Source organism: Neofamilia massiliensis, from assembly GCF_001299475.1.
Taxonomy (GTDB): domain Bacteria; phylum Bacillota; class Clostridia; order Tissierellales; family Peptoniphilaceae; genus Neofamilia; species Neofamilia massiliensis.
The window spans coordinates 238,379-259,031 of record NZ_CYUJ01000003.1 but is presented as its reverse complement, the minus strand read 5'-3'; the positions used below and the strand labels follow the sequence as shown (position 1 = coordinate 259,031).

Annotated in this window: 15 protein-coding genes; 11 read left to right on the top strand and 4 right to left on the bottom strand. The window is 34.2% G+C overall.

Going from position 1 to position 20,653, the window contains the following annotated elements; genetic code table 11:
- Window positions 1–115 precede the first annotated feature (115 nt).
- Window positions 116–1,528: an alanine/glycine:cation symporter family protein gene (locus tag BN2667_RS05660; protein ID WP_054252359.1), complete on the top strand. Its 1,413-nt coding sequence runs from the start codon at window positions 116–118 to the stop codon at window positions 1,526–1,528.
- A 401-nt stretch (window positions 1,529–1,929) separates the two neighbouring features.
- The gene (gene arcA / locus BN2667_RS05655) at window positions 1,930–3,156 is read left to right on the top strand and encodes an arginine deiminase (protein WP_054252358.1); all 1,227 of its coding nucleotides are present in this window, start codon (window positions 1,930–1,932) and stop codon (window positions 3,154–3,156) included.
- 56 nt (window positions 3,157–3,212) lie between these two features.
- Here arcA and BN2667_RS05650 read toward each other — a convergent pair whose 3' ends face one another.
- Entirely contained in the window at window positions 3,213–4,943 is a 1,731-nt protein-coding gene (locus BN2667_RS05650; protein WP_054252357.1) for an Rqc2 family fibronectin-binding protein, read from the bottom strand.
- Window positions 4,944–5,010: 67 nt separating this feature from the next.
- Between BN2667_RS05650 and BN2667_RS05645 the strand changes: the two genes are divergently transcribed.
- Both BN2667_RS05645 and pepF read left to right on the top strand, forming a co-directional pair.
- Window positions 5,011–5,613: a histidine phosphatase family protein gene (locus BN2667_RS05645; protein WP_054252356.1), complete on the top strand. Its 603-nt coding sequence runs from the start codon at window positions 5,011–5,013 to the stop codon at window positions 5,611–5,613.
- Window positions 5,614–5,623: 10 nt separating this feature from the next.
- On the top strand, window positions 5,624–7,432 hold the full coding sequence (pepF, locus tag BN2667_RS05640; RefSeq protein ID WP_054252355.1) for an oligoendopeptidase F: 1,809 nt from the start codon (window positions 5,624–5,626) through the stop codon (window positions 7,430–7,432).
- 158 nt (window positions 7,433–7,590) lie between these two features.
- Here the strand turns inward: pepF and BN2667_RS05635 are convergent, their stop codons facing one another.
- Genes BN2667_RS05635 through BN2667_RS05625 form a run of 3 tightly spaced genes read right to left on the bottom strand, consistent with a single transcriptional unit; the run spans window position 7,591 to window position 11,939 of the window.
- On the bottom strand, window positions 7,591–8,889 hold the full coding sequence (locus BN2667_RS05635) for an ABC transporter permease (RefSeq protein ID WP_054252354.1): 1,299 nt from the start codon (window positions 8,887–8,889) through the stop codon (window positions 7,591–7,593).
- Window positions 8,879–11,224, bottom strand: coding sequence for a COG1361 S-layer family protein (locus BN2667_RS05630; RefSeq protein ID WP_162200279.1), 2,346 nt, complete (start codon window positions 11,222–11,224; stop codon window positions 8,879–8,881). The genes BN2667_RS05635 and BN2667_RS05630 overlap by 11 nt, the downstream gene beginning before the upstream one ends.
- Window positions 11,163–11,939, bottom strand: coding sequence for an ABC transporter ATP-binding protein (locus BN2667_RS05625; protein ID WP_054252352.1), 777 nt, complete (start codon window positions 11,937–11,939; stop codon window positions 11,163–11,165). The genes BN2667_RS05630 and BN2667_RS05625 overlap by 62 nt, the downstream gene beginning before the upstream one ends.
- Before the next feature lie 164 nt (window positions 11,940–12,103).
- Between BN2667_RS05625 and BN2667_RS05620 the strand changes: the two genes are divergently transcribed.
- From BN2667_RS05620 to BN2667_RS05590, 7 genes are all read left to right on the top strand, one after another.
- Window positions 12,104–12,943, top strand: coding sequence for a cobyric acid synthase (locus BN2667_RS05620; protein WP_054252351.1), 840 nt, complete (start codon window positions 12,104–12,106; stop codon window positions 12,941–12,943).
- The gene (gene cbiB, locus BN2667_RS05615) at window positions 12,940–13,866 is read left to right on the top strand and encodes an adenosylcobinamide-phosphate synthase CbiB (RefSeq protein WP_054252350.1); all 927 of its coding nucleotides are present in this window, start codon (window positions 12,940–12,942) and stop codon (window positions 13,864–13,866) included. The genes BN2667_RS05620 and cbiB overlap by 4 nt, the downstream gene beginning before the upstream one ends.
- Window positions 13,867–13,933: 67 nt before the next feature.
- Window positions 13,934–16,180, top strand: a complete 2,247-nt coding sequence (locus tag BN2667_RS05610; protein ID WP_054252349.1) for a hypothetical protein — start codon at window positions 13,934–13,936, stop codon at window positions 16,178–16,180.
- Between the two features lie 386 nt (window positions 16,181–16,566).
- On the top strand, window positions 16,567–17,220 hold the full coding sequence (locus BN2667_RS05605) for a hypothetical protein (RefSeq protein ID WP_054252348.1): 654 nt from the start codon (window positions 16,567–16,569) through the stop codon (window positions 17,218–17,220).
- 306 nt (window positions 17,221–17,526) lie between these two features.
- The gene (locus tag BN2667_RS05600; protein ID WP_054252347.1) at window positions 17,527–18,045 is read left to right on the top strand and encodes a helix-turn-helix domain-containing protein; all 519 of its coding nucleotides are present in this window, start codon (window positions 17,527–17,529) and stop codon (window positions 18,043–18,045) included.
- Between the two features lie 141 nt (window positions 18,046–18,186).
- Complete coding sequence (locus BN2667_RS05595; RefSeq protein ID WP_054252346.1) at window positions 18,187–19,074, top strand: PDDEXK family nuclease; 888 nt, start codon at window positions 18,187–18,189, stop codon at window positions 19,072–19,074.
- A 262-nt stretch (window positions 19,075–19,336) separates the two neighbouring features.
- A complete protein-coding gene (locus BN2667_RS05590; RefSeq protein WP_054252345.1) occupies window positions 19,337–20,644 on the top strand; it encodes a GntT/GntP/DsdX family permease in 1,308 nt (435 codons plus the stop codon).
- Window positions 20,645–20,653: the final 9 nt, after the last annotated feature.

Here is a 20,653-nt window from a genome sequence, read left to right as displayed (position 1 = left end):
AAAAGCTCCAGGATTTATAAAAAATATAAAATGTCACTAAAGACTTTAAACAAAAAGGTATTTTAAAATTATAAAATATCAATCATTCTAAAACTAAACAAAGGAGATGACCAATATGTTAGATAGTCTAACTCAAGTTGTCGTAAAGATTAATAGTATCTTATGGGGACCTCCTATGATGATATTACTTGTAGGTTTTGGTTTAGTATCAACAATCTACCTTAAATTTCCTCAGTTTACAAAACTGGGATACGGATGGAATGAAACTTTTGGAAAATTATTTAAGAAAGATCAAAGAGAAGACGCAGATGCGCAGTCACTTTCATCTTTCCAAGCCCTTGCTACAGCAATAGCTGCACAAGTTGGTACAGGTAACATCGGCGGTGTAGCTGGAGCTATAGTTTCAGGTGGACCTGGAGCAGTCTTTTGGATGTGGATTACAGCGATTTTAGGAATGTCTACTATTTCTGTAGAAGCAATGCTTGCTCAAAAGTATAGAGAAAAAAGAGGAGACCAATTAGTTGGTGGACCTGCTTATTATCTAAGCAAGGGTCTAGAAGGAAAAGGCAAGGCTGGCCTTGGAAAAGTTTTGGCTGCAACCTTTGCAATTTTAATTGTTCTTGCCCTTGGCTTTATAGGAAACATGGTTCAATCAAACTCTATTTCTACAGCTATTACAGAAGCCTTTAGTGTTAATCCATTAATTGTTGGAATAATTATAGCTATACTAGCAGCTTTTATTTTTATCGGTGGAATTAAACGTATAGGTAAGTTTGCTGAATATGTAGTTCCATTTATGGCTGCCCTATATATTGTTGGATCAATTGTCGTTTTAGTAAAATTTGCTGACATGATTGGCCCTGTATTCAAGGCTATTTTCTCAGCAGCCTTCACTGGCCAAGCCATGCTTGGTGGTGCAATTGGTGTATCCATTAAAACAGCAATAAGATATGGTGTTGCTAGAGGACTTTTCTCTAACGAAGCAGGTATGGGATCTACTCCAAACTCTCACGCAGTAGCCCACGTTCCTCATCCAGCAGTTCAAGGAACAGTAGCTATGGTTGGTGTACTAATTGATACAATAATTGTGTGTACAGCAACATCACTAGTTATCCTAGCTACAGGAGCCAACAATGCAGGCAAGCAAGGCGTAATGATTACTATGGAAGGCTTTAGAATTGCCTTTGGCGAATTTGGAGCTCAATTCCTAGCAATAGCCCTAGTATTCTTTGCCTTTACAACAATTATAGGCTGGTACTATTTTGGCGAAACAAATATTAAATATTTATTTAAATCAAAAACTGCCTTGAGAATATACCAAGTAATTGTACTATTCTTTATAGTAGCTGGCTCAGTTCAAAAAGTTGACCTTGTTTGGGAACTTACAGACATGTTTAATGGTCTAATGGTAATTCCAAACATAATTGGATTATTTATCTTATTGTCAGAAGCTAGAGAAATGCTTTTCGACTTTGATGCTCAAAGAAAACGTGGAGAAAAATTAACCTACCACTACAAATACCAATAAAAATTTAATTATTAAAACTAACAAAAACAAATCAGGATGTTTTCGAAAAAACTAACCAGGCAGGCTCTTAGGAGTCTGCTTTTTTAAGAAAAAAATATAAGAAAAATTATTTTGCTTAAAGTCAAAAAATATTTAAATGTTCAGCCATGAAGTTAAAGAAGGAACAATAAAGCTTTTGATAAAAATAAAAATGAAAGTTTTAAAAGATAAAAAATTACAAAAACACTAACAATTTTTCTAAAAATAGGATATAATATAGGTGTCCAAGAAATAATTTATATTGTTGATTATAGGGGAAGATTTTATGTCTTTCTCTTTTTTTATATGAAAATAGAGAAATTATTAATAAGAACCCTATAGAATAAAGATTCTTATTTGGAAAAGCACTAAGGAGGAAGAAGATGAAGAATAATCCAATTCACATAGGATCAGAAATCGGCAAATTAAATTCTGTTATCCTACACAGACCAGGCAGGGAACTTTTAAATGTAACCCCAGAAATTATGGGCGAGTTACTTTTTGATGAAATCCCATTTTTAGATGCAGCAAGAGAAGAACACGACGCCTTTGCCCAAGTCCTAAGAGACAATGGAGTAGAAGTTTTCTATTTAGAAAAACTTGCAGCTGAAGCCATTACCAGCCCTGAAATAAGAAAAGAGTTTATTGAAACTTATTTAGACGAAGCTGGAATAATTATTCCTAGGGAAAGAACTTTTGTAGAAGAAATTTTTAAAGACCTAAGTAACCAAGACTTAGTTTTAAGAATGATGGAAGGAACAAGAAAAAGTGAAATTCCATCTTATGCAAAGAAAACCTTAGCAGAAATGGTAGGAACAGAAAATAATTTTGTCATCCAACCTATGCCAAACCTTTACTTTACTAGAGACCCATTTTCATTTATAGGTGACGGAGTTTCAGTAAACCACATGTGGTCTAACACTAGAAGAAGAGAAACACTTTTTGGAAAGATGATTTTCGACAACCACCCAATGTTTAAAGACTGTGGAGTTAATAGATGGTACCACAGAAACGACCTACCATCAATTGAAGGTGGAGACATTATTGTACTTTCAGACAAGGTCCTAGCAATTGGAATTTCTCAAAGGACCAAAGCCCAAGCTGTTGAAGCCCTAGCTAAAAATCTACTAAGTGCTGATTCAGGTTACCAAACAGTTTTAGCCTTTACTATTCCAAATAAACACGCTTTTATGCACCTAGATACAGTATTTACTATGGTTGACAAGGATTTATTTACCCTGCACCCAGAAGTAGACGAAACCCTTTGTGTTTATTCTCTACAAATGGAAGATGGAGAGCTAGTAACTAGGGAAGAATCTCATATAATAGAAGAAGTGCTAAAGAAGTTTTTAGAAATAGACGAAGTTCATTTAATTAGAGAAGGATCAGGAACTATGATGGACGCCGTTAGAGAACAGTGGTCAGATGGTTATAATACTCTAGCTATTGGACCAAGAGAAGCTGTAGTTTATGACAGAAACACCATAACAAACGCAGAGTTAGACAAGTTTGGTGCAAAACTTCACATAATAAAATCAGGGGAACTTTCTCGTGGTAGAGGAGGCCCAAGATGTATGTCTATGCCAATTAACAGAGATAGCGTAAAATAAAATAAAATTACCAAACAAAAAGCCTCTAAGGAATTAAAATCTTAGAGGCTTGTTTTTTAATTTTTACTTGGATCAGAAGAAAGAGCTAAAATAGTTTCAAAGTCTACATAAGAAACTAGGCCAGGCTTGTTGGCAGGATGTCTTTTGACATTTTGTTTTTTTGTATAGTCAACTTCAACTGAACCTGAATTTCTAGCCTTGGAATTAAAGGCAGCAAGTCTGGCAGCAAATTCGATTACTTCTTCTGGTAGATCTCTGCCTTCAGTTTTTACGATTACATGGCTGCCTGGCAGACCTTGAATATGAAACCAATAGTCGTCTCGTCTAGCTACCTTGTGGGTTAAAAAGTCATTTTCTCTATTGTTTTTGCCAACATAAATTTTAAAACCATGGCAGTCATATTCTTTAATATTTGTCTCTTTAGAATTTTTGTTTTTCTTCTTGCTTTTCTTTCTCTTTATATAGCCTTCTTTTATTAGCTCATCTTTAATTTCGTCAATGTCAGTAACCATATCTGCCAAATCAATTTGAGACAAGATAGATTCAAAATACTCAATTTCAAGTTTTGTTTGGTAAATTTGTCTGGTCAAAATATTTTCTGCATTTTTTAACTTGCCGTATTTTTTATAGTACTTTTGAGCATTTTGTGGGCCAGAAAGTTTTACGTCTAGGGGAACTAAAACTTCTTCTAGGTCTTCAGAATAAAAATTTTCTAGGGAAATTTCGCTGGCTCCTGGTTGAATCCTATGGAAGTTAGCAGAGAGAAGGTCTGCATAGACCTTGTATTTTTCACGGTTTTCTGCTTCCAAAAGATCTCTTTCAAGTTTTCCAAGCTTTGACTTGTCCTTAGAAAGTTTATTAGTAACTAGACGTCTAAGGGCTTGAGATTTTTGGCCCAGGCGGTCGTCCTTGTCCCTCTTATAATAAACTGCGTCTAACATCTTTGAAGGGGAGTCAAAGGTCTTTGTCTCAATTCCCTCCATGGACTCAAGCCTTAGGACGTGAAAATCTAAAATTTTTTCCCCCATCAAGTAGATAGCCGGCTCATATTTATTATTTTTAATTTCATCTATAAGATCTACAAGGGCTGCTAAAAGTTTTTCTTTTTCTTCTTGGTCTAAAGATGCCACTGGTCTGTCAGGATCAAGACCAGCGCGGGCACAAACTTCTATGCCAATGGACTTTGAAAAACCAGTAAAGGAAGTGAAGATTCCCTTGGATATTGTTGTTGCCCCTTTAAGACCTTGAAGCTTTTGAAAAATTTCTTCATTACTTGCCTTGTAAGGATCTAATTTATTTTCATCGCCAATATAGACATAAGGTAGGTGGGGAAGGACTTCTCTAACCCTGGACATAGTAAAGTTGACCCTTTTTATTGCGTCAATAATCACCTTGTCAGGGTCAAGTAAAATAATATTTGAATGCCTGCCCATAATTTCTACCACTAGAGACTTTTCAATTTTTTCGCTAAAGTCATCCCAGGCATCAAAGACCAGTTCAATAACTCTGTCGTTGCCATATTGGACTACATCTTTTAAAATCGCGCCATTTAAATGTTTTCTCAAAACCATAGAAAAAATCGGCGCCTTTTGTGGGCTGTCCTTTTTTTCTTCTGTCAAATAAATTCTCGGGTTGTTGCCAGAAGAGGAAATTAACAGCCTAAATTTTCTAAAACTAATATTTATTTCATCATTTTCAACTTGATATATTTTATCAACTCTAAGGCCAACTAAGGTAGACTTTAATTCTTCTACTAAGGCCCCAGTTACAATTCCATCAAATGCCATTTCATCACCTAAAAAATATTATAACACAAAGACTCATCCTTTGATATAATAGACCTTGGAGGATTAAATGGATATATATATAACCAGACACGGACAAACTGAATGGAATTTAATAAATAAAATCCAAGGCCACCTAGACTCACCTTTAACAGAAAAGGGAAGGGAAGATGCAAAAAAACTTGGCCTTAGATTAAAAAATAAAAACATCGACCTAGCTTATAGCTCAGATTTAAAAAGAGCCATAGACACGGCTGAGATAATTATCGGATCAAGAGACAAAGTTAGACCCTTAAAAGCCCTAAGAGAAATTGGCGTAGGCAAGTGGGAAGGCATGTTTTATGAAGACATAGAAAAAACTTATCCAGAAAAATTCAAAGCCTACAAGACAAATCCAGATGCCTACCAACCAACTCCTGGCGGAGAAACTTTTAAAGACTTTGAAAAAAGGGTAAGAGACTTTGTAGAGGATTTAAAAAACGAAGACCATGATTCGATTTTAATTGTAACCCATGGCCTAACTTATATGATGCTTTTAAATATTTTTGAAGGCAAAGAATTAAAAGATATAAGCAAAAGAGTTTTGCCAGCAGGAACATCCCTGTCTCACATTAAATACGAAAATGGAAAGTACAATATAATAGAAGAAAACTGTTTAGAACATTTATCTTAAGGAGGAAAAAATGGAATTAAAAAGTGTTAAGAGAAGTGAGGTAGACGAAAAATATACCTGGGACCTATCAGCCATGGCCAAGGACGAAAATGAATTTAAACAAGGTCTTGACCAAGTTGCTAAAGACCTAGAAACTTTTGAAAAAACTTACAAGGGAAAAATCAAAGACGTAGACTCAATTACAAAAATGAGAGAAGCCTACGAAGATATTTACCAAAGATACAATCGTTTTGCAGGCTATGCCTATTTACAAATAACAACAGACCAAGGCAACCACAGCTTCCAAGAATACGAAGCCTATGCAGCTAACGTTGGAGCCCTAATGGCAGAAAAACTTTCCTTTGTTGAAAGCGACCTTATCCAACTTGATGAAGAAATTTTAAAAGAAGCAGGAAAAATCCCAGCTAACAAGTCACTAATAAAAGACGTTTTGAGACAAAAGGCCCACTACCTAGGCGCAGATGTTGAACAAGCCTTATCATCTCTGTCTAGGGTTTTTGACGGACCTTATTCAATTTATGCCCAAGCAAAACACGCAGACTTGACCTTTGAAGACTTTGAAGTAGGTGGAAAAACTTACCCAAACTCCTTTGTACTTTTTGAAAACTACTACGAAGGGTTAAAGGATACAGAAGTAAGAAGGGCAGCCTTTGACGCCTTTTCCAAAGACCTAAGAAAGTATCAAAACACTATGGCAGCAACAATGTCAGCTCAAGTCTATAAGGAAAAATCTCTAGCCAACTTGCGTGGTTTTGATTCAGTAATAGACTATTTATTATTTGACCAAGAAGTAACTAGAGAAATGTATGACAGGCAAATTGACATCCTAATGGAAGACTTTGCACCAATAATGAGAAGGTATGTAAATCTAATTAAAAGAGTAAACAAGCTAGACAAATTAACTTATGCAGATTTAAAAATCGCCTTAGACCCAGACTTTACAGAGACAATAACTATAGAAGAATCTAAGGACAAGCTAATAGAAGGCTTAAAAGTTTTAGGTGACGACTATGTTGAAATGATTAGAAAAGCCTTTGACGAAAGATGGATTGACTTTCCAATTAACGATGGCAAAGAAAATGGAGCCTTCTGTTCATCACCTTATGGAGTTCATCCATATATTTTAAATTCATGGACAGGATCTCTAGAAGACTTATTTGTTTTAGGTCACGAACTAGGTCACGCAGGCCACTTTAGCCTAGCAGGCAAGGCCCAAAACCTAACTAACACTAGACCAAGCCTTTACTTTATAGAGTCACCATCAACAACTAATGAACTTATTATTGGTAACGACATGCTAACTTGGAATGACGACCCAGCCTTCCAAAGATTTGTCTACTCATCAATAATTTCAAGGACCTACTACCACAACATGGTAACCCATCTACTAGAAGCCCACTTCCAAAGAGAAGTTTATAAGCTAGTAGACAAGGGCCAAGGCATAAACGCCACAGTTTTAAATAAATTATTTATGGAAACTCTAGAAAAATTCTGGGGAGATACAGTTGACTTGACTTCCGGGGCAGAATTAACGTGGATGAGACAGCTTCACTATTACAGGGGCCTATATCCTTACACTTATTCAGCAGGCCTAACAATTGGAACAGTTGTGTCTCAAAAAATTGTAAAAGAAGGTCAGCCAGCAGTTGATGCTTGGAGAAAGACTTTAAAGGCTGGAGGAACTGAAAATCCAGTTGGCCTTGCAAAAATTGCAGGAGTTGATATTACAACTGACCAGGCTCTAAGAGATACCTTAAAGTATTTAGACGGAGTTGTTAATAAAATAGAAGAGTTGACAGACGAACTTGAAGGCAAATAGAAAATAAATTTTAAAATATCTGTTGGGAAAAATCCTAGCAGATATTTTTTTCTTTAAAATAAAAATCTATTTACTTGAAAAAGAGGATAGAATAAATTTGAAAATAAAAAATGGGAAAAGAAAAAACTGGCTTCAAAAACGAAACCAGTTTAAATCTTTTATTCATATCTCATAGCATCTAAGGCAGAAATTTTCATAGCCTTTCTTGCTGGGAAGTAGCCAGAAATTACTCCAATTAAAGAAGTAAAAACTAAGGCAGCAACAGACAAATAAATCGGTATAATAGAAATTTTTGTTTCTCCCATTCCCATTCCACCAATCATGCCTCCTAAAAGATTATTTAAAAGAGCAGAGGCTCCGTAGGATAGAATGAGACCAACAATACCACCTAAAAGTCCAATGGCAGCAGCTTCTAAAAGGAACAAGGCTCTAATGTCCTTAATAGATGCGCCAATAACCTTCATAATACCAATTTCCTTGGTTCTTTCTTGAATAGACATAACCATGGTGTTGGAAATACCAATAGCTGCAACTAAAAGAGAAACTGCTCCAATGCCTCCAAAGATAGCCTGAGTTACAAGCATATCTTGTTTCATTGAATCTAGCCAGTCAGTCATAGCTTCAGCCTGGTAGCCTTCGTTGTCTACTAACTCGTTTTTTAAATCCTTTACATAGTCAATGTCTTCCATAACTACAACAATTCGATTGTATTTTGTTTTTAAGTCCTTGTCTTGTTGGGCCTTGTCTAACTTGTCATTTTCATCTAAGAGAATTTTTCTAACTGCCTGGATAGGAAGGAAGATGGCAGAAGACTTTTGCCAGTCTTGAGACTCTACAAGTTCTCCTGAATACTTTATTTCCTTTTTGTCAGAATTTTTAACTTCTCTCATTCCAGTTTCAGAATATTCTACCTTTACAAGCTCAAACTTTATTTTTTTAAGATCTCCATCGAGTTGGCGGTAGGTGTTACCAGCCATGTAACCAAAAGAATCTTTGACACGAGAGCCAAAAACTGCATTTAGGCCATCACCAGCATTTGGATATTTCCCATCAGCCAGTTCAAGGCCGTAGGCTTCCATATTTGCAGGATCAATTCCTACAATTTCTGCATAGCCGTCGTATTTTCTATTGGCAATAACTGAATATTCACCTTGGAGATTTAAAATCCCGAAGACATTTTTTACATGAGGTTTTTTTGTAAGTTCAGCTACAAGTTTTTCGTTTAAAACTTCATTTTTTCCATTAGTTGGGTTAGTCTTGCCATAAATTGTTATGTCAGTAAGGTTTCCCATAGACTTTACCCAATCTTCACTTTGCTTGGTCATCCCATAGCCTAAAGACATCATAACCACTATAGAAGTACAACCTATAACAACACCTAAAACAGTTAGAAAGGTTCTTAACTTTCTAGCGCCTAGGTTTTTAAAGGCCATGGCGATGAGATCTTTAGTCTTCATCTATTTTCAAATCCTCTTCTTCTTTTTTCTTTTTATGTTTCTTAAATAAAACTGCGCCAAGACCAAGGGCCACAAGACCAATTAGAGAACCAATTATTATCGGCTTCTTTGAAGAACTTTCAGGTTCCATTGGCATTTCGCCCATGTCTTCGTCAGGCATTGGCATATCTTCTACAGTTACTTCAAATTCTTTTTCCATAGTGTGGCTTTGACCAGTTGTATCTTCGTAGGAGAAAATTAATTTTCCCTTTTTAGCCTCTGGAGAATTTACTGTTAAAGTAGCTGAATAAGTGTCAGTAGTTCCAGAAGGGAAGTTGCCCTTATAATAAGTTGGCATATCTACAGACATGTCGTCATCTGATTCAAACTCTACCATAAAGTTAGAAAGAGTTACCTTACCAGTGTTATAAAAATCGACAGAAATATTTCCAGGCATACCAACAAAGAAAGTTGGATCTAAAACGACTTCGCCTATAGAAAACTTCGAATCTTGAACAACAGTTACTCCAATAATTTCCTTAGAAGTATATTGTTTAGCTTGGGAGTCTTCGTAGGTAACATCAGCAGTTAAGGTATAAGTATTAGCTGCAGTGTCGTGGCTTGTAGTCATAGTAATTTGCTTGTCAACCTTTTGGCCAGCTGGAATAGAATCTATGAAGAAAGTATTAGAAGACTGCACTGGTGTAAATACAGATGCTTGAGTTGCAGGTTTGCCTTCAGTTGATGATTGGGCAGCATCTGATGAAAGGGCAATTTTTATATTTTTAATTGCCTTGTCAGAAGTATTTCTAATTACTAGGTCCATTTTAAATTGGGTTCCAGCATAAATTAATTCTGGGTCAAAAGAATATTTTTCGATTATTAAAATCGGTGTAGAAGTTGGAAGGTCTTTGTCCTTTTCAGCTTCAGCCCTCCAGTCAACACCATTAACTCCAACAATTTGAGTAATCTTGTGAGGTTCTTCTGAAACGGCGCTGTCTGTGTACTCAACTGTAATTTCTACAGGATAAGATTTTGTAGCAACTGAGTTAGTTGTTTTAAAATCAAATTGGTAGTCTGCACTTTGGCCAGGAAGAATTTTTTCAACTATGGCAGTTGAAGAAGAAACTGGAGTTAGGCCTTCAACGTCTTGGCTAATAGCAGTTATTTTAATATTTTGAGCATTTTTTGTTCCAACATTTTTTAAAGTAAAAGTTACTGGAACATTTTGATTTTTTCCAAGTCTGCCAGTAGGGAAGTTAATCCTTTCAAAAATTAAGGCAGATGGATCTCTGTCAGCTTGGTTAACATCAACTGATAGGGCATAGGATCCAGAAATTGGAGAAGTTGTTTCATTGCCCTTGGCATTTTTTCCATTAAAATCGTATTTTAAAGTAAGTGGATACATGCCACCTTTAGCTGATGGTGGAATTTTCATATCGTAAATAAGAGTTGTTTCTTCTCCTGGTTTTAAGATAGTTATATCTTTTGTTGCTAAACCTTGGGCAATATTTATTCCCTTAGGGTCCATGCCTTCAAGAGTAGCCTTAATGTTTTTAGCTTCTGCATCTCCAACGTTTTTAACTGTAAAGACTAGGGAGAAGTTAGATCCAGGAACGACATAACCATTAGGGTGGATGTCAACCTTTGAAATTTCAAGGGCAGAGTTTGAAGCTAATTTTTCTGCACGGTGGATTACATAGATAGTTGTTGTAACTTCTCGAGTTTCCATAATCATAGAGCTGTCATTAGATTTTTTAACTTCAGTATCAATAGTTAAGTTAGTGCCATTTTTATCTTTTGTAAAAGTAGTTGTGTTTGGCTTTTCCTCTTTACTAGTGTCTGTCTCAGATTTTTCAACGTCATATTTAATAGTGATATCAATTGGAACGGTAACATCTTCATTGGTATCAAGAGTTGAAACATCAATTCTAAAAGTGTTGAAATCTGTAAAATCACTTAAGTAATAAGTACCGCTTCCATTTATATAAACTGTCTTAGGTGAATTGATTTTTGCGTAGGCAACGGCATTTGAAAACTTTTTATCCTTTCCTCTAACAGATACATTTACATCAATATATCTATTGTTAAAGTCACCTGCTATAGTTGACTGTTTTGCAGAAATTATTAAATCATCACTAGTGTTATTAGTTTTTGTATTAGTATTAGTTGTCACTGTTCCGCTTTTTTCTTGGTAGAAAATACTTTTTTCTTCTTCCTTTTCCCCTTCAGCAAAAACTGTAGAAAAACTTCCAATTACAAGCACTAGGGCAAGTAGACTGGCTAACACATTTTTAAACAGCTTGGTCTTCTTCTTTTGCATCACTTTCTTCTCCTTCATCATCTTCTTCTTCATTCTTGTTTTGTCCTCCATTAAATATAGAAATATTGTCTCTAATATCTATTATTTTTCCGTCTCGAATTTCTACAATCCTGTCAGCATACTTGGCTGTTTGAGGGTCGTGAGTAACTATAATCATAGTTTGATTGTGAGACTTAGTCATTCCTACTATCATATCCATAATCTCTATGGAAGTTTTTGAGTCTAGGTTTCCCGTTGGCTCGTCGGCAAAGACAATTTTCGGTTGGTCTACAAAGGCTCGAGCAATTGAAACTCTTTGTTGCTGGCCACCAGACATTTCATTAGGCCTGTGCTTTAGTCTAGTTCCAAGGCCAACGTCTTTTAAAATTTGAGTAGCCATTTGCTCTCTCTTTTTCTTGTCGACGCCTTTAAAAATAAGTCCAAGGGCAACATTTTCAACAGCAGTAAGTCCTTGGATCAAATTGTAGGCCTGAAAAACAAAACCTACATTTAGCTGTCTAAATTTTGTAACTTGGGCTTCACTAAGCTTTTCAATATGTATGCCAGCGATTTCAACAGAACCCTTGGTCAGCTTGTCTAAACCTGCAATCATATTTAAAAGGGTAGACTTACCAGAACCAGAAGTTCCCAGTAGACATAAGACTTCGCCTTTGTAGACATCGAGATCAATGCCATTTAGGGCGACGACTTTTTCTTGGCCCATACGAAAAACCTTTTTTAAGTTTCTAATCTTTATTAATGTTTCCATATCCACTCCTATTTATATATTTATTTTATCATTAATGGCCTTAAAAGTGTAACAAAGAAGTAACAAAGTTTTTAAAAATTCACTAAGTTTGCAGGCTTTTAACTTGTTTGCAAAGTAGATATTAATCTGATAAAATTTTGATATTGAACAAGGAGAAATAAAAAATGGGAAAACTTATGATTTATGGAACTACATCATCAGCTGGCAAGTCTCTACTTACAACTGGTCTATGTAGAATTTTAGCAAACAAGGGCTACAAGGTAGCGCCTTTTAAAAGCCAAAATATGTCGAGAAATTATTACAAACTAAGTGACGGCAAAGTAATTGCAGCAGCCCAAGTTCTTCAAGCCAAGGCTGCACGAATTGATTTAGACCCAAGACTAAATCCTCTAGTTTTAGTACCGCAAGAAACTAATGGCTCAGACATTTATTTTATGGGAGAAAAAGTTGCCTACATGAAGGCCAAGGAGTATTTTTCTTATAAAAAAGATTTGGGACCTAAGATCAAAGAAATTTTCGACGACCTTAAAGAAGACTACGACGTTGTTGTCATTGAAGGAGCTGGATCTCCTGCAGAAATAAATCTACTAGAAAATGATTTTGTCAACACAGGCATGGCAGAAATTGCCGACTGTAATTGTATTTTAGTTACAGACATAAATAGGGGAGGAGCCTTTGCTCATCTTTATGGAACTGTAAAAATTTTAAATGAAAAAGACGCCAAGAGAATAAAAGGCTTTGTCATAAACAAATTTAGGGGAGACAAAAGCCTACTAGATTCAGGAATCGAAGAAATTGAAAGATTAACTGGCGTTTCTGTTTTAGGAGTTCTTGATTATGGAGACTATAATCTTCCAGACGAAGACTCTCTAGTTGATGGCAAAGACGAAAGGACCTTTGGAAATATTTCAGAAGAACTTTTAGACTCTGAACTAAATAGACTGGCTAAGGACATGGAAGAAAGTCTAGACATGGACAAGATAATGGAGTTAATGGGCCTATGATTTTAATTTTTATTGCAGTTGCCATTGATTGGATTGTTGGAGACCCATACTTTCTCCCTCATCCAATTAGGCTAATGGGATCTATTATTGCCTTTGAAGAAAGATTTTTTAAAAAATATTTTTCAACTAAGACTGGCTTAGAGTTTGCCGGTCTTTTAATTGTCCTTATAAATATAAGTCTTGCAATTTTTCCTATGTACTTTATATTTTCATTTTTAGGACCAAGGACAAAAAATGTGCTTACTGTAATTATTTATTACTATTGTATATCTGCAAGGATGCTTCACTATGAAGCCATGGAAGTAAAAAAAGCCTTGGACATCTCCCTTGAAGCTGGCAGAGAAAGAGTCAAGTACATTGTCGGCAGGGATACAGAAAACTTAAATGAAAATGGAGTTGTCAGGGCGACAGTTGAAACTGTTGCAGAAAATACTTCAGATGGAATTATCGCTCCGCTTTTTTATATGGTTATTTTTGGCCCTCTTGGTGGACTGACTTATAAGTTTGTAAACACAATGGACTCAATGATCGCCTACAAAAACGAAAGATACATTCACATAGGAAGAGCTGCAGCAATAGTTGACGATATTTTCAATTATATCCCTGCTAGACTAACAGGACTTTTAATGGCTTTAACAAATATTTATCCAAAAAAAATCGTTGAAACTTTAAAAGATATAAAGAAATTTGCTAGGCACCATTCATCTCCAAATGCTGGCTATCCAGAATCTGCTGTCGCATCAATTTTAGGAGTTCAACTTGGCGGTGGACAATTTTATAAGGGTCTCTGGGTTGAAAAACCAAAAATTGGCTACGAAAAAAACTTCTTAACTAGGGAATGTATTTTTTCTACTATAAAAGTCATGTATAAGACAGAAATTCTCTTTTTGATTTTTTATTTTGTAATCAGTATAATTTTTTAAAAATTAACTCTTTTGTAACTAAATAAATTTTAACTTAACTTATAATTGATTTTACAAGGAGGATTTTATGAGAAAATCTATACTATTAGTAGTCCTTATAATGGCTAGTCTCTTAGTAGGTTGTGATGAGTCTCCAACAAAAAGTCTAAACACAGACCCAGAGTCTTTTAACACAGCGGCCAAAGAGACAGAAGAAAAGGACCAAGAAGACCTTGTCTCAGAAGAAGACAAGCAAATAACAAACGAAAATAAAGAAGCAGAAAATATAAATATAGAGGCAGACCAAGTTAAAACCATAGCCACTAATAAAGAAGAAATGTCTATTGAAGAAATAATTTTAAAGTACAAGGAAATTCTAAAAATTTCTCCAGACTTTGACGAAGTTTCAACAGAAGAGTCAAGCGAAACAGATGGAAACAAGTACTACACAGTAAATTATTATGATTCAAAGACAGATGAGTCCATGTGGTTTTCTGCAGATATTTATGGAAACTTAATGAATTTTTCAGCCTTTACCAAAGACACTGATAATAAAAGTGAAGGCCTAACTTCAACAGAAGCAATGGATTTGGTTAGAGAAACATTAAATGACTTATACGGTCCAGTATCAGAAGACTTTATAATCTCTAAAAATGCTGACATAAACACCCTAGGATCAACTTCCTATTATTTTAATGTTATTAGAACAGTAAATAAAATTAAAGTTCCAACTGACACAATCCTATTTGAAGTTTCTAAGGGCCAAAAGAAGATTACATCATTAAATGTCTACACTGCCAGCAACTACGATTTTTCTGACACATCTAATTTTGAAGACCTAGATGGAATAGTTGATGAAATTACAGCCTTTGATGCCTTTATGAAGGAAAATAAAATTTATCCACTGCAATTAAAGATTTTAAACAGGGACAATTTCCATCTTTACGAAAAATATAACTTGCAGCCAGCCCTTGGCTTTATTGAAAAACAAATTCCAGTAAATGCCAAAGACCTAAGTCCCTATTACTTAGATCCTTTTAGACTAGTAGGTTATGGAGGAGAAAAAGCTGAAGAAGCAGCTCAAGTTGCAGAAGGAGCTTTAAGCCCAGCAGAACAAGAACAATTAGACACCGTTAAAGACCAGTACAGTCTAGAAGATGCAGAAAAAAAAGCTAGATCCTTATTTTCCTTAAAGGACTATAAGCTTTCTTATTCTAATTTTTCAACTTATAGGGGAACAAAAGGCTATAACAAGTGGTCCCTAAGTTTTAACAAAGACGATTCATACGTTTATGTTTCCTTACTTGCAAACGACTTGTCTTTAGTTTCTTATTCAAACTATGAAGAAGGAAACAAGGCAGAAGCAGATGCAGAAAATTATTTAAACCTAGCCAATGACTTTTTAGTTTCAAAGGCAGGCCTAGATTTATCAAAACTTACCTTGACAAAAAGATCTAGCCAAAAACAAGGAGACAACTATCACATAGTTGAATACCACAGAAACTTAGATGACGGCCAAATTCTTTATAGCGATACAGTAACAGTTAATATAAACAAAAAATCTGGCAAGGTCGAGTACTTTGACAAGGCCTGGACCTATGATCTTAAAGACCAAGTTCAAGCAGGAACTATTAACGAAGCAGAAGCCTATAAAAAACTAAAAGATTCCTTTGGCTTTGACCTAGTATACCTAAGAGATACTCAGGCAGATGACAAAATTCTAAAGGCCTACTACTCTTTTGATTCCTCAAAGTTAGACTACACAGGAATATTTTTAGTAGATGGCAAAACTGGCCAAGTTATAAACCTTGAAGGTAAGGAATTTTTAACAGGCGACCTTGTAGAATATGAAGACATAGATTCTGCTAAACATCCAGAAATAATAAAAACCCTTTTAGAAAACAACATTGGTTTTCCAGGAGGAGAACTTCTTCCTACAAAGGCAGTAACCCAAGAAGAAGTATTTAGAATTTTATTAGCTGGAGATATATACGGAGACTTTTCTTCAGCATCTACAGACGATATTTACAAACTTGCAAAAGATCGAGGACTTTTAAAGGACGAAGAAAGAAAAGAAGAAAAAATAATTAGAAATAGAGACTATGCTAGATATTTAGCTAGATATTTGTCTTACGATGAAATCGGCCTTCACAACGAAATCTTTAAAGACACCTATAAAGATATAAGTTCAACAGATTCAGACTATGGATATTTAGTCTTAGCAAAATTGAAAAAACTTATGGACTTTCCATCAGATAATCTACTAGAAGCCGACAAAGAAGTAGATAGAGAATCCTTACTATATTACTATTACTATTTAAAAGCAAATAACTAAAAACAGACAGAGAGCTTGTTATAAGTCAGGCTCTCTATTTTATTAATAAAAAAATAAATAATACTTATAAGACTTGCAAAAAATTAAAAAAAGACTTATAATATAAATATGAAAATTTAAAAACATAAATTTTCAAATTCAAGAAGTCTATCTCTATAAATCTAAAAAAAAAGAGAGGAGGCTATCTTGATAAATGTTTTTCATTTTTGTTTTCTCCGATTTTTTTATTTTTTGAATGCGACTAAACACGAAGATCGGCAAAAAAGACTTGGGTCTCCTTTTCCAAGTCTTTTTTGGTTGGGGAAAATTTAAACATTCTTTACTAGAAAGAAAAGCGTCTTAGTTCATGTTATAATTAAAGAGACTTTCATTCAAAGGAGCAGTTTATGAATTTAAAAGAAACTTTTAATAAATTTTTTGTAAAAGATGGGTCCTATGATATTTTTTATTTTATTCTAGGCCTTGAAATTATATTTACCTTTGGCCTTATAAATCTTAAAGATTGGCAGTGGGTTATAGCCCTAGTCTTAGGCCTCTTACTATCATCCATCTTTCACTATATCACTAGAGACGAAAAATATTTTGCAAAAGAACTTCCTAGACTAAAGAGAGAAGAGCTTTCATCATACATACTAGGGAAAAATATCTTCAGCATATTATTTGCTGCTATGATTTTAATAGACGCTCTTATAATAAGCCTAATCATAAATTGGCTCGGTCTTATAGGCAGGGTCAACCTAGATTTAAAACTTCTCATAAATGTGTCCTTATTTGTCCTAGGAACAGAAAATATAGTTTTTATCTTTAATAAAAGTACTGAAAAATCCTATAAAAAAGGCTACAAAAGAAATGCAGCTGAAGATAAAAAAGTTGGATTAGAAAACTGGAAAAACTTATTTCCATCAATACTAATAAACATTGCCTATGTGATAATGTTTTATTATTTCAAAGCCAATGTTCCAGTTTATAGTGGAATTTTATACTTGTTAGTTACCATGGGAATTTTTATTTTTATTGAAAGAGAGAAGATGAAGAAATAGTGTTGTATAGAACCTTAAAAATTACTAGTCTAAGCCCAGCCTGAGCTGGGTTTTTTTCTATAAAATTATAATCATTGATAAAGGTTATGGAATTTATGATTATAAGATTTTTGTGGTTTATAAAATATGCTTATCAAATAAAATTTACAAGAATCAAATACTAGGCTAACAAATATCTAAAATAATTTTAAAAGAGATAAAATATTTAAATTAGACACTCTTGTCTAGAAGAAAAAATAAAATTCTCAGCCCTTGTCCTTAAAAAATATCCATAAGAGTCATAAAATTATCTTGAAGGAGGAAAAAATGGATTTACAAAAAATGGGTTTGTTTTTAAAAGATCTTAGAAAAGAAAAAGGACTAACCCAAGAAGAGTTGGCAGAAAAATTTTATGTATCTAGCAGGTCCATCTCCAGGTGGGAAAGGGGATCAAATATGCCTGACATTGAAACCCTTCTTATCCTTGCAGATTTTTATGGAGTTGAGCTGGTGGAAATTTTAAATGGATCTAGGAGGTCTGAGATGAAAAACGAAGAAAGAGAAACTAACATAAAAGTTTCAGAATACGAAAAAGAAAACAACAAAATATTTTTAAAGGCCCTTAGGGGATTTTTACTAGTATCATTTCTAGGAAGCGTTCTTGCATATTTCTTAGAAAAGATAATACCAAATTTAAGTGGAAAGACCCTTGACCTAGTTGAATTTGCAATTGGATTTTTCCAAGGCTTTACTATGGCCTTTTTGCTTTTAGGTCTTTTATATTCCTTTGGAGTTTTTAAAAGCGACTTTTTTAAAAAAATTAAGGGAGAAAAATCTTTCAACTAATTAAAGCCAAGGAAAAAATTTAAAAATTTCATAGCTTAAAAATAAGTCTATTCTAAAGAGAATAGGCTTTTAATTTGAAAATAAAAATAAAAACAAAGAGAAAATGTGTTATAGTTGAAGAAAGAAAAGAGGAGAAGGAAAATGACTTTTAAATTATGTTGCGACCATAGACAGGCTCATACTTATAACATCGACCACAGACCAAAGCCAAAAGATTGGGACAAGGACCTTTTAGATTCCATCCAAATGCTCTTGTGGTATATACCAAACATCGATTCAGTTCAGTCTAAGCCAAGTTCGCTAATTAGAAACAAGGCCTATGACAATATTTTCTTTACCTATATCTTAGAAGTCTTAGGGATGACAGATGACGATGTAAAATTTATTAACCAAGGAGAGGAAATTGATAAGAAGATCTGGGACTACTATCAGGGTGAAATTTGTACATCTTGTCAAAAAATTATTCTAGTCAGAAGACCCTACAATACAAAAACAGAAAACCTCCTTAGGTGCATAAGAAATTCAGTTGCCCATGGAGACTTTAACCTTGTAGGTGACACGTTTATAGGCTTTAACGAATACAAGGGCGAGAGAAAGGCCATAATAAAAGTAAAGCCAAAAAAACTACTAGAAGCCTTAAACCTAAGTTTAACAGTTAGTGAACTTTCAAGGACCCAAATGGTAGAAAGAATCTTAAGAAAAAACGGCTACGAAGTAGAAAGAGAACCAGCCATTCGCGGACCAAAATCTACGATAAGACCAGACCTAATCGTCAGAAAAAATGACAAGACCTATATAATAGAATTTAAAAGAAGCTACAAGGGCACATACATGCCGCCAGAAAAATTTGAACAAATTCTTACGCAAATATCAAAATACGAAGACATAATAAAAGAGCCAAACACAGAACTCGTTTTAATCCTCGACGACACTAGACTAACAAAAGCATCAAGAGATTTAATAAGGGAAAAGAAAAATTTAAAAGTAATAGACATAAATATTATGAAAGACATGACAGTGAAAATTTAATTATATTGAGTAAATGCCAGACTAAAGTGACTTAGTTTGGTATTTTTTTATTTAACAACATTGTTTGAAATTATACCCAAAAATTCATTAAAAAAATAAGACGATGCTTTAAAAAATTCAGGCAATTATGAAAAATAAAGAGTCATAATTCAAAAAAATAAAAATAATTAAGTCATTTTTCTTGACAATTTGATTATCATGTTATACACTCTTATCAAATACAGCTGTGTTAAATAAAAAATATATAAAGGAGTTTATAATTATGATTTTTGATTTACCTCCAATTATTGGTTTCCTTCCGCTGTTGGTGTACATAATTCTTATGTTAAGAAATACAGAGATGAATGTAGCCGTAATAATCAGTGTAGTTATAGGTGCAGTCTTGACAGGTGAAAACGTTATTGGTTTTGGAAGTAAGGTAGCTACATCACTTGGATCTTTTACAGCTTTAATTGGTTTTATAATTGTATTAGGTTCTGGCTTGGGAGAAGTAATGACTCGAACTAAAGTAGCTCATAATATAGTTTATAAAGTAGTAAACAAAGCTAATATTAACAGCAAACCTAAGGGAGTCATTGTATCAATGTTAATCTCGACATTATTAGTTTCTCTACTAGGCACTTTATCTGGTGCAAATGCTATTATAGCACCAATACTTATACCAATAGTTGCTAGTATAGGTCTTAGTCCAGATACATTAGGAGTATTATTACATGGTGCAGGAGCTGCGGGTTATTCTTTAGGACCTTTTTGCCCAGTACCAGTTACAATAATGGGCTTAACAGGAATTTCTTATGGACAATATTTATCTAATATTGGTATACCTTTATTCATTTTATTATGGGGATGTACATTATTTAATGCCTGGAGAATGGAAAAAAATAAAGAAAAGTTAAAATTGGCTAAGTACAGTGAAGAAGATGAATTAGAAAGTGAATTTGTACCAAATAAAAAAGCAAATAGTGCAACAATCGCTTTCCTAGTAACAATGTTTGGATTATTAATTTATGGAATTATAGTTAAAGCAGGTGCTTCTCATGCGATATTCGTAATGTTAGCTTCTTCTATTATTACTGGTGTTGTAGGCGGACTTGGATTTAAGGGATCTATTCAAGCAATGCTTGATGGTGCATCTAGAATGTTTTATATGTTCTTTATGTTCATTATGTTTGAATTGATGTTAAATTATGTATCAAGTTCTGGAGCCTTTGAGGCTGTAACAAGCTATATGCAACCATTTATAAATATTGGTGGGGATTTTGCTTTCTTAATGTTAAGTGCAGCCATAGGAGTATTTGGTATATCAGGTGCAGGCGTAGCTCAAATTCAAATTATTGATGAGCTATTTAAACCTTTAGTAAATAGCTTGGGAGTAGCAATGCCTATGTGGGCTATCATTCTATCAATAGGATCTCAAATAACATTCTTTGTTAGTCCTACAGTTGACATGGTAGCGCAAATGGGATTAGCACGTTCTGAAAACATTAAAGAGATGCTTAAAAACGGTTGGACTATAAGTATAGTAGTTTTCATTGCCTTAGCTATTAGAGCTTTAATTTATACAATGTAATTTGTTAAA